This is a genomic window from Mesorhizobium shangrilense (assembly GCF_040537815.1).
Taxonomy (GTDB): domain Bacteria; phylum Pseudomonadota; class Alphaproteobacteria; order Rhizobiales; family Rhizobiaceae; genus Mesorhizobium; species Mesorhizobium shangrilense.
Map to the genome: position 1 here is coordinate 160,334 of NZ_JBEWSZ010000006.1, position 8,791 is coordinate 169,124.

The 8,791-nt window shown below is 65.4% G+C and carries 7 protein-coding genes; 5 read left to right on the forward strand and 2 right to left on the reverse strand.

The genetic code is table 11. The features are described from left to right. Positions 1-46 precede the first annotated feature (46 nt). Positions 47-718, forward strand: coding sequence for an HAD-IA family hydrolase (locus ABVQ20_RS34305; protein ID WP_354464251.1), 672 nt, complete (start codon positions 47-49; stop codon positions 716-718). Here the strand turns inward: ABVQ20_RS34305 and ABVQ20_RS34310 are convergent. Then, on the reverse strand, positions 715-933 hold the full coding sequence (locus ABVQ20_RS34310) for a DUF1674 domain-containing protein (RefSeq protein WP_354464252.1): 219 nt from the start codon (positions 931-933) through the stop codon (positions 715-717). The genes ABVQ20_RS34305 and ABVQ20_RS34310 overlap by 4 nt on opposite strands. A gap of 105 nt (positions 934-1,038) precedes the next feature. Between ABVQ20_RS34310 and htpX the strand changes: the two genes are divergently transcribed. From htpX to purH, 4 genes are all read left to right on the forward strand, one after another. Beyond that, positions 1,039-2,073: a zinc metalloprotease HtpX gene (gene htpX, locus ABVQ20_RS34315; protein WP_354464253.1), complete on the forward strand. Its 1,035-nt coding sequence runs from the start codon at positions 1,039-1,041 to the stop codon at positions 2,071-2,073. After that, positions 2,064-3,446 carry an RsmB/NOP family class I SAM-dependent RNA methyltransferase gene (locus tag ABVQ20_RS34320; RefSeq protein ID WP_354464254.1) on the forward strand — a complete coding sequence of 461 codons (1,383 nt, stop codon included), beginning with the start codon at positions 2,064-2,066 and terminating at the stop codon, positions 3,444-3,446. Before htpX ends, ABVQ20_RS34320 begins: the two co-directional genes overlap by 10 nt. Positions 3,447-3,693: 247 nt before the next feature. After that, positions 3,694-5,418 carry a heparinase II/III family protein gene (locus ABVQ20_RS34325; RefSeq protein ID WP_354464255.1) on the forward strand — a complete coding sequence of 575 codons (1,725 nt, stop codon included), beginning with the start codon at positions 3,694-3,696 and terminating at the stop codon, positions 5,416-5,418. 95 nt (positions 5,419-5,513) lie between these two features. After that, the gene (gene purH, locus ABVQ20_RS34330) at positions 5,514-7,130 is read left to right on the forward strand and encodes a bifunctional phosphoribosylaminoimidazolecarboxamide formyltransferase/IMP cyclohydrolase (RefSeq protein WP_354464256.1); all 1,617 of its coding nucleotides are present in this window, start codon (positions 5,514-5,516) and stop codon (positions 7,128-7,130) included. A gap of 42 nt (positions 7,131-7,172) precedes the next feature. On the opposite strand, the gene ABVQ20_RS34335 is transcribed toward purH, so the two are convergent. Then, a complete protein-coding gene (locus ABVQ20_RS34335; RefSeq protein WP_354464257.1) occupies positions 7,173-8,552 on the reverse strand; it encodes an MFS transporter in 1,380 nt (459 codons plus the stop codon). Positions 8,553-8,791 lie beyond the last annotated feature (239 nt).

Here is an 8,791-nt window from a genome sequence, read left to right on the forward strand (position 1 = left end):
GGTTGGCCGGAATCGATACCTACGTGAACAGCCATCAAGGAAACCAATGCTAGCAGGCAAGAAATTCGCCGCCTTCCTGTTCGACATGGACGGTACGCTGCTCAATTCGACCGCCGCGGCGGAGCGGGTGTGGAGCGCCTGGGCGACACGGCATGGGCTGGACGTGGCGACTTTCCTGCCGACGATGCACGGCAGGAGGGCGATCGAAACCGTTCGCAGGCTGGCCCTCCCAGGCGTCGACCCCCAGCGCGAAGCGGAGCAGATTACCCGCGATGAAATCGCCGACGTAGCGGGAATCCAAGCACTTGCCGGCGCAGCTGCCTTCCTGCACTCACTGCCGCCAAAGCGGTGGGCCATTGTGACGTCATCACCGCGTGAGCTGGCGCTGAGGCGGATCGAGGCCGCGGGCATTCCCGTTCCCGCCACCCTTGTCACGGCCGAGGACGTAGCGCACGGCAAGCCGGCTCCCGATTGTTTCCGGTTGGGAGCCGAGCGGCTCGACTTCGATGCCAGCGACTGCCTTGTGTTCGAGGATGCGACGCCCGGCATCCAGGCGGGCGAGGCTGCCGGAGCCACGGTGCTCGTCGTCACCGCGACACATCAGCACCCGATGGCAACAGCGCACGCCACCATCTTCGACTATGACGGTCTGAGGGCGGTCACGGACGCTCAGGGCCGCATCGGCGTGGAGCAGACGCAAGCCGCGGCGGCTTCCTAGAAATCGCTGGTCAGGCCCTTGACCTCCCAGTCGCCGTAGCGGCCGGGTTCCTTGCCGCCACGGCCGCCGATCTCGCGGGGCAGCGCGGCTTCCTTCTGGCGATAGTCTTGCCGCCGTGCCTCGGCTTCCGCCAGTGCGCGGCGGGCGGCGGGCGTCAGTTCTTTTGGCGGCGCGTCATCCGTGCCGGCGGGCGTTTTACTGGTTTCGTCGTTCATGCGATATTTCCAGCGGATTGAAACAGGGACAGGCCTTTCCCATCATATAGCGATGACCCCACGAGGATCGACCCCTTTTCATCACCATCCGCGGAGGAGCAGACGATGAACACACTTCGCACCGCCATGCTTCTGGCCGCCATGACCGCGCTGTTCATGGGAGTAGGCTTTCTGATCGGCGGAACAGGCGGCATGATGATCGCACTGGTCATCGCCGCCGGCACCAATCTGTTCAGCTACTGGAACGCCGACAAGATGGTGCTGTCGATGAACCACGCCATCGAGGTCGACGAAAAGAACGCGCCCGAATACTACGCCATCGTGCAAGGGCTTGCGCAACGCGCCGGCCTGCCGATGCCCAGGACCTATCTGATCGACAATCCGCAGCCGAATGCCTTCGCCACCGGCCGCAATCCGCAGAATGCCGCGGTCGCCGCCTCCACCGGCCTCCTGCAGGCGCTGACCCATGAAGAGGTCGCGGCCGTCATGGCGCATGAACTCGCCCATGTGCAGCATCGCGACACGCTGACCATGACCATCGTCGCGACCTTTGCCGGCGCCATCTCGATGCTCGGCAATTTCGCCTTCTTCTTCGGCGGCAGCCGCAACAACAACAGCCCGTTCGGCTTTGTCGGCGTGCTCGTCGCTATGATCGTGGCGCCCTTCGCCGCGATGGTCGTGCAGATGGCGGTCAGCCGGACCCGCGAATACGAGGCAGACCGGCGCGGCGCCGAAATCTGTGGACACCCGCTGTGGCTGGCATCGGCGCTTGACAAGATCGCCCGCGGCGCCGAACGCATCCGCAACCCCGATGCGGAACGCAATCCGGCGACCGCCCACCTCTTCATCATCAATCCCCTTTCCGGCGAGCGCATGGACAATCTGTTTTCGACCCACCCGAGCACCGAGAACCGCATCGCCGCCTTGCAGGCGATGGCACGCGAGATGCCTGGTGCCGGCAGCCCATCCGGGACGACCCGCACGCAAGGAAGGGCATCGGCGCCGCGACAGGCTGACGAACAGCAGCCGTCCAGTCCGTGGGACAGGCCTGCGCAGCCACAAACGCCGGCCGAGCCGGCCAGGCCGAAATCCAATCCGTGGGGACGCAACCCGACCGGACCCAAAGGTCCGTGGTCGTGAGCCAGGCAAAGCCTCGCCCGGCAATTTCAGGCAATCATGAAGACAGTTCAGGCGGTGACGTCGCCGGCCTCGCCGCCCGAAAGGCGGCGGCGCGCTTGCTTGCCGCCGTCATCGACGCCAGGACGCCTCTGGACGGGTTGACCGATCACGAGAACGGCCATCCGCAATACAAAGCACTCGACCTGCGCGACCGTGGCCTGGTGCGCGCCATCCTGGTCACCGCATTGCGCTATCGCATGACCATTACCGGGCTGCTCGCCCGCCGCCTGGAAAAGCCGCTGCCGCCCAACGCCACCGCTTTGTCGCACATACTGCATGTGGCCGCTGCGCAGATCCTGTTCCTCGACATTCCCGACAGTGCCGCCGTCGACCTTGCCGTGACCCATGCCAAGTCCGATCCACGCACGCAGCGTTTTTCGGGCCTGGTCAACGGCGTGTTGCGCACGCTGGCGCGCGCCAAGGACACCGAACTGCCGGCGGCACTCGCCGCTACGGACGAGGCCCCGAAATGGTTCTCCGACCGTTTGAAGGCCGCTTATGGCGCGGCCAAGGCCAAGGAAATCCTTACCGCCCATCGCCACGAGGCGCCGGTTGATTTTTCGGTCAAGGCCGACCCCGCTGCATGGGCCGAACGGCTCGGCGGCATCGTCTTGCCGACCGGCACGGTGCGGGTGGAAAAGCTCAGTGCATCCGTCCCGGATCTGCCCGGCTTTGCGGACGGTGCCTGGTGGGTTCAGGATGCGGCGGCCAGCTTTCCGGCCAGGCTGTTCGGCGATGTCAGTGGGCTTCGCGTTGCCGATCTCTGTGCGGCGCCCGGCGGCAAGACCGCCCAGCTGATTGTTGCCGGCGCCAGGGTCACCGCGGTCGACACGTCCAAGAACCGGCTGGCGCGTCTGTCGCAGAACCTCGAGCGCCTTGGCCTGTCGGCGGAGACCGTGCAAGCCGACCTCACCAAATACGAGCCAAAGGAGCTGTTCGACGCGGTTCTTCTCGACGCGCCATGTTCCTCGACCGGCACGGTGCGGCGACATCCCGACGTGCCCTGGACGAAGACCGCGGCCGATGTCGAAAAGCTCGCCGACCTGCAGCGCAGGATGCTCGCCCGCGCCGCCACGCTGGTCAAGCCGGGCGGCCGGATCGTGTTTTCCAACTGCTCGCTCGACCCGCTGGAAGGCGAAGACCTGCATCGCGCCTTTCTCGCCGAGACCCCTGGCGTCATCGACGATCCGATTCATGCGGGAGAGATCGCCGGCATCGATCCATTCCTGACGGCGCGGGGTACACTGCGCACCACGCCCGCCGACCTGGACATGGGGTCGCCGGAACGCTCCGGCCTGGATGGCTTCTTCGCCGCCCGCATGCGCAGGGTCTAGTGCATGTCGCCCAAAAGTGCGCAGCGGTTTTGGGACAACGAAATGCATAAAACAAAAACTTGAAGCGCGTGGCAGGACTCCGTTCAAATGCGACGCGCTTCAACGATCTAGCCGTTGGAGTTTCAGACTTTTTTGGGGTGGATGCGGTTCAAAGCCGGGTGAACGGGTCGTTCCATGGAATTCGCCTTCGCATAAGTTCTTGAATCATATAAACTTGCCTTGGGGCAGTGGACGACCAGGAGGGGCTTTGGCACTTGTTGCCGGCAACACGACGCGTCTATGGACGCTTGTCGCGAAGGAGTTCTGGCGCAAAACGCGCCGGCGCCTTCGTGCCGGGCCTGCCTATCGCTGGCGCTATTCCGGCCGCACGCCGGAACGCGTGCTGATCGCCCCGCCGGACCTGCGTCTGGCCGATCCGCAGATCGCGCTCGAGATCTACTACGGCCGTTACCCGCTGTCGGGGCATCTGGTCGAGACCGGCGGCAAATCGCCATTCCAGATCAACGTCCCCAATCATGGTTGGCAGAAGACGCTGCACGGCTTTCGCTGGCTGCGCCACATGCGCGCCGCCGGCACGGAACTCGCCGCCGCCAACGCCCGCGCCCTGGTATCCGACTGGATCGCCATGCATGGCGGCCACATTTCCGGTATCGCCTGGGAGCCCGGCACGACGGCCAAGCGTGTCATCGCCTGGCTGCAGCATTCCTCGGTGGTGCTGCAAGGGGCCGAGTATCCGTTCTACCGGGCCTTCCTGAAATCGTTGGCCGTCCAGATCCGTTACCTGCGCTCGATGGCGCGCGAAATGCCGGATGGCAAGGACAGGCTGCGCGCCCGCATCGCGCTTGCCTTTGCCGCCTTGTCACTGCCGGCGCCCGCATCGGCATTGCGCGGCGCGACCCGCAACCTCGCCGAGGAACTCGACCACCAGATCCTCCCTGACGGCGGCCACATCTCCCGCAATCCGATGGCCGTCCTGGAAATCCTCGCCGACCTCCTGCCGCTGCGCCAGACCTATGCCAACCAGGCCGAAACGCCGCCGGCGGCGCTGATGGGCGCCATCGACCGCATGCTGCCGGCGCTGCGCTTCTTTCGCCACCAGGACGGCAGCCTCGCCCGCTTCAACGGCATGGGCGCGACCATCCACGATCGCATCGCCACCATCCTGCGCCACGACGACACCGCCGGCGCGCCGCTGCTGCATGCGCCACATTCCGGCTACGAGCGACTATCCATGGGCGGCGTCACGGTGATCGCCGACACCGGCCTGCCTCCACCGATCGACGTTTCCAACGCGGCGCACGCCGGATGCCTCGCCTTCGAACTGTCTTCGGGGCGCCAGCACTATATCGTCAATGCCGGCATCGACACCTATGGCGCCGCCGAATTCCGGCCGCTGGCCCGCGCCACCGCGGCGCATTCCACCGCCACCATCAACGACACATCATCAGCGCGCTTCAGCCATTCCCTGCGTCTCAACGATCTCCTCGGCTCGCCACTGATCGGCGGCCCGCGGCATGTTCCCTGCAAGCGTATCGACCAGAAGGGCAGCCAGGGTTTCGTCGCCCGCCATGACGGCTATGCCCAGCGCTTCGGCTTTCTGCACGAGCGTGAGCTGAAATTGTCGACGAACGGCAATGTGCTGACCGGCAGGGACCGGTTCCAGCGGCCGGGCGGTGCGCCGATCCGCAACACCGGGCGTGACTTCATCACGGTGCGCTTCCACATCCATCCCGATATCAATCTGTTCCAGGACGAGCACGACCGGCTGGTGCTGACGGCCGAAGCGGCCGACAGCTGGGTGTTCACCTGCACCGAAGTGGCGCCCGAAGTGGAGGAATCGATCTATTTCGCCGGCCTTGGCGGCCCGCGCCGCAGCCGCCAGATCGTGCTTGCCTTCAAGGCGTCGGACATTTCCGAGGTCCATTGGCAGCTGACGCGCACCAGCATCGCCGGCCACCCGGAAAACAACTGACGCTATTGGCCGGGCGGGAGCTTGCGGTTTGATTTCCGGGCGTCATGTGCTACGGCGCGCGGACCCTTCAAATCAGCCTTGAAAGGCCGCCAGCCATGGCCGTCGCCGCCAAGAACATTCCCGCGCCCGACCTCGTTCCAGTCCGCCGCGCCCTGCTCTCCGTTTTCGACAAGACCGGCCTCATCGATTTCGCCAGGGCGCTGGCTGCGGCCGGCGTCGAGCTGGTCTCGACCGGCGGCACGGCCAAGGCGATCGCCGAGGCCGGGATGGCCGTGCGTGACGTTTCCGAACTGACCGGCTTTCCCGAGATCATGGATGGCCGCGTCAAAACGCTGCATCCGTCGGTGCATGGCGCGCTGCTCGGCGTGCGCGACGACCCGGAGCATGCGGAGGCTATGCACAAATACGGCATCGAGCCGATCGATCTTATGGTTTGCAATCTCTACCCCTTCGAGGAAGTGCGCCGCTCCGGCGCCGACTATGCCGCGATCGTCGAGAACATCGACATTGGCGGCCCGGCGATGATCCGCGCCTCGGCCAAGAACCACGCCTATGTCGCTGTCGTCACCGACCCCGGCGACTATGCTTCGGTGCTCAACGCGCTGGAGATGAATTTCGGCTCGCTGTCGCTGGATTTCCGCAAGAAGCTGGCAGCCAAGGCCTTTGCCCGCACCGCCACCTATGACGCGGCGATTTCCGGCTGGTTCGCCGAGGCCCTGGAGATCGAGCATCCGACATGGCGTGCCTTCGGCGGCAGGCTGGAGTCGGTGATGCGCTATGGCGAGAACCCGCACCAGAACGCCGGCTTCTACGTCAACGGCGACAAGCGGCCGGGCGTCGCCACGGCGCGCCAGCTGCAGGGCAAGCAGCTGTCCTACAACAACATCAACGACACCGACGCTGCCTTCGAACTGGTCGGCGAGTTCGACCCCGCCCGCTCGGCAGCCGTCGCCATCATCAAGCATGCCAATCCGTGCGGCGTCGCCGAGGGCGTATCGCTGAAGGACGCCTATGCCAAGGCGCTGGCCTGCGACCCGGTCTCGGCCTTCGGCGGCATCGTCGCGGTCAACCGCGTCCTCGATGCCGAGGCGGCCGAGGAGATCGTGAAGACCTTCACCGAAGTGATCATCGCGCCCGAGGCGACCGACGAGGCAGCGGCGATCGTCGCTGCCAAGAAGAACCTGCGCCTTTTGGTCGCCGGCGGCCTGCCCGACCCACGCACGCCCGGCACGACGGTCAAATCCGTCGCCGGCGGCCTGCTCGTCCAGGGCCGCGACAATGCGGTCGTCGACGACCTCGAGCTGAAGGTGGTGACCAAACGTGCCCCGACGCCGGCTGAGATGGCCGACCTGAAGTTCGCCTTCCGCATCGCCAAGCACGTCAAGTCCAATGCCATCGTCTACGTGAAGGATGGCGCCACGGTCGGCATCGGCGCCGGCCAGATGAGCCGCGTCGATTCCTCGCGCATCGCCGCGCGCAAGGCGCTCGATGCCGCTGAAGCAGCGGGGCTGGCTGAACCGCTGACCAGAGGCTCGGTCGTCGCGTCCGACGCCTTCTTCCCCTTTGCCGACGGTCTCCTGTCGGCGATCGAAGCCGGCGCCACCGCCGTCATCCAGCCAGGCGGCTCGATGCGCGACGACGACGTCATCGCCGCCGCCGACGCGCATGGCATCGCCATGGTGTTCACCGGTGTGAGGCATTTTAGGCATTAAGGCGCTGCTCTTCCTTCTCCCTCTGTGGAGAGGGAAGAAGCGCTACTGTTCCGTCGGCTTGTCAGCCGGATACGGCGTTCCGGCCAATATGGCCATGCCGCCAACCAGGAACAGGATGATGACTGCCATGCCGAGCCGGGGCGAACCGCTGACGGCGGTGATCGTCGCCACCATGAACGGCGCCAGAAAACTCGTCGCCCTTCCAGCCAGCGCGTAGATGCCGAAGTAGCGGCCCGATTCGGCGGCGGTGACGCTGCGCGCCATGTAGGACCGCGACGACGCCTGTACCGGCCCGAAGGCAATGCCGATCAGCAAGCCGTAGAGGATGTAAGCTTTCTCGGCCGCGGTGGCGAACAGCCCGCCTGAATCGCTGACAGGAAGCGGCAGGGCGCCGAACAGCGTATAGCCCGGCCCGGTCGAGACGATGCCGACCGTGGCGATGCTCAACAGCACCAATGCGATCATCACCACCACTTTCGAGCCGAGCGCGGTGTCGAGCCGGCTGGCGGCCAGGCAGCCGAAAATCGCAATGACGTTCAGGATAATGCCGAACAGGCCGATTTCGGTGATCGACCAGTGGAACATCGCCGCCGCGAACAGACCGCCCAGACCAAGCAGCGCGTTGACCCCGTCCTGATAGATCATGCGGGCGACGAGGAAGCGGAAGATCCCGACGCGACGGCGCACTTCGCCGAGCGTCGACTTGAGTTCCGACAGGCCCTCGCGCACCGCCGGCCGAATGGGGATGCCTTTAATGGCGTCGGGCGTGAAGAAGAACATCGGCAGGATGAACAGGAAATACCATGCCGCAGACAATGGTCCGGTCGCCCGCGCGTCCTCGCCGAGCTTTGGATCCAAGCCAAAAAACGGGGTGATACCGATGATCGTCTTGCCCGTCTCCGGCGAGCCGGCCAGGCAGGTGACGACGAAGATCAGCGCGATCATGCCGCCGAGGTAGCCGAGGCCCCAGGCGGTGTTGGAAATGCGGCCGATCTCGCTCTTCGGTACCAGGCGCGGCATCATCGAATCGTTGAACACGGTCGAGAATTCGGCGGCGACCGAGGCCAGCGAGAAGAACAGCACGACCAGGAACAGGTTCGAGCCTGGCGCGGCAAGCCACAGCAGGCACAGGCAGGTGATCTTGATCGCGGCGAAGAACGCGATCCATGGCTTGCGCGGCCCGGTCTGGTCGGCGATCGAACCGAGGATCGGCGACAGCACGGCGATGACCAGGCCAGCGGCGGCGATGCCGTAACCCCAGGCCGCCTGGCCCGTGACGGGATCGCCCGCCATGCGCGAGACGAAATAGGGCCCAAAGATGAAGGTGGTGACGACCGTGAAGAACGGCTGCGCCGCCCAGTCGAAGAACATCCACCCCCAGATGCCGCGTCCCGACGCCCGCTGCACTGTCTCTACCGCCATGATGATTTCCCCTGGCACCCGCCCCGCCCGTGTCGGCGCCATGTCTGCATGTTTCGAATTCTCATGCAAATGACAAGCGTCGCGCCGCCCCTCGTTACCCTTGGGTCCTCGCCCCTACCGGAGTGGCGGAGAGGTGGCTCGGCGAAACCGAGACGGAGCGGGGGAAATGCGCCGGCCATATTTCAGATTGATTGTTCAAGGAAGGGCTTCGCCCTATGAGGCCCCCACTCCGTCCGCTA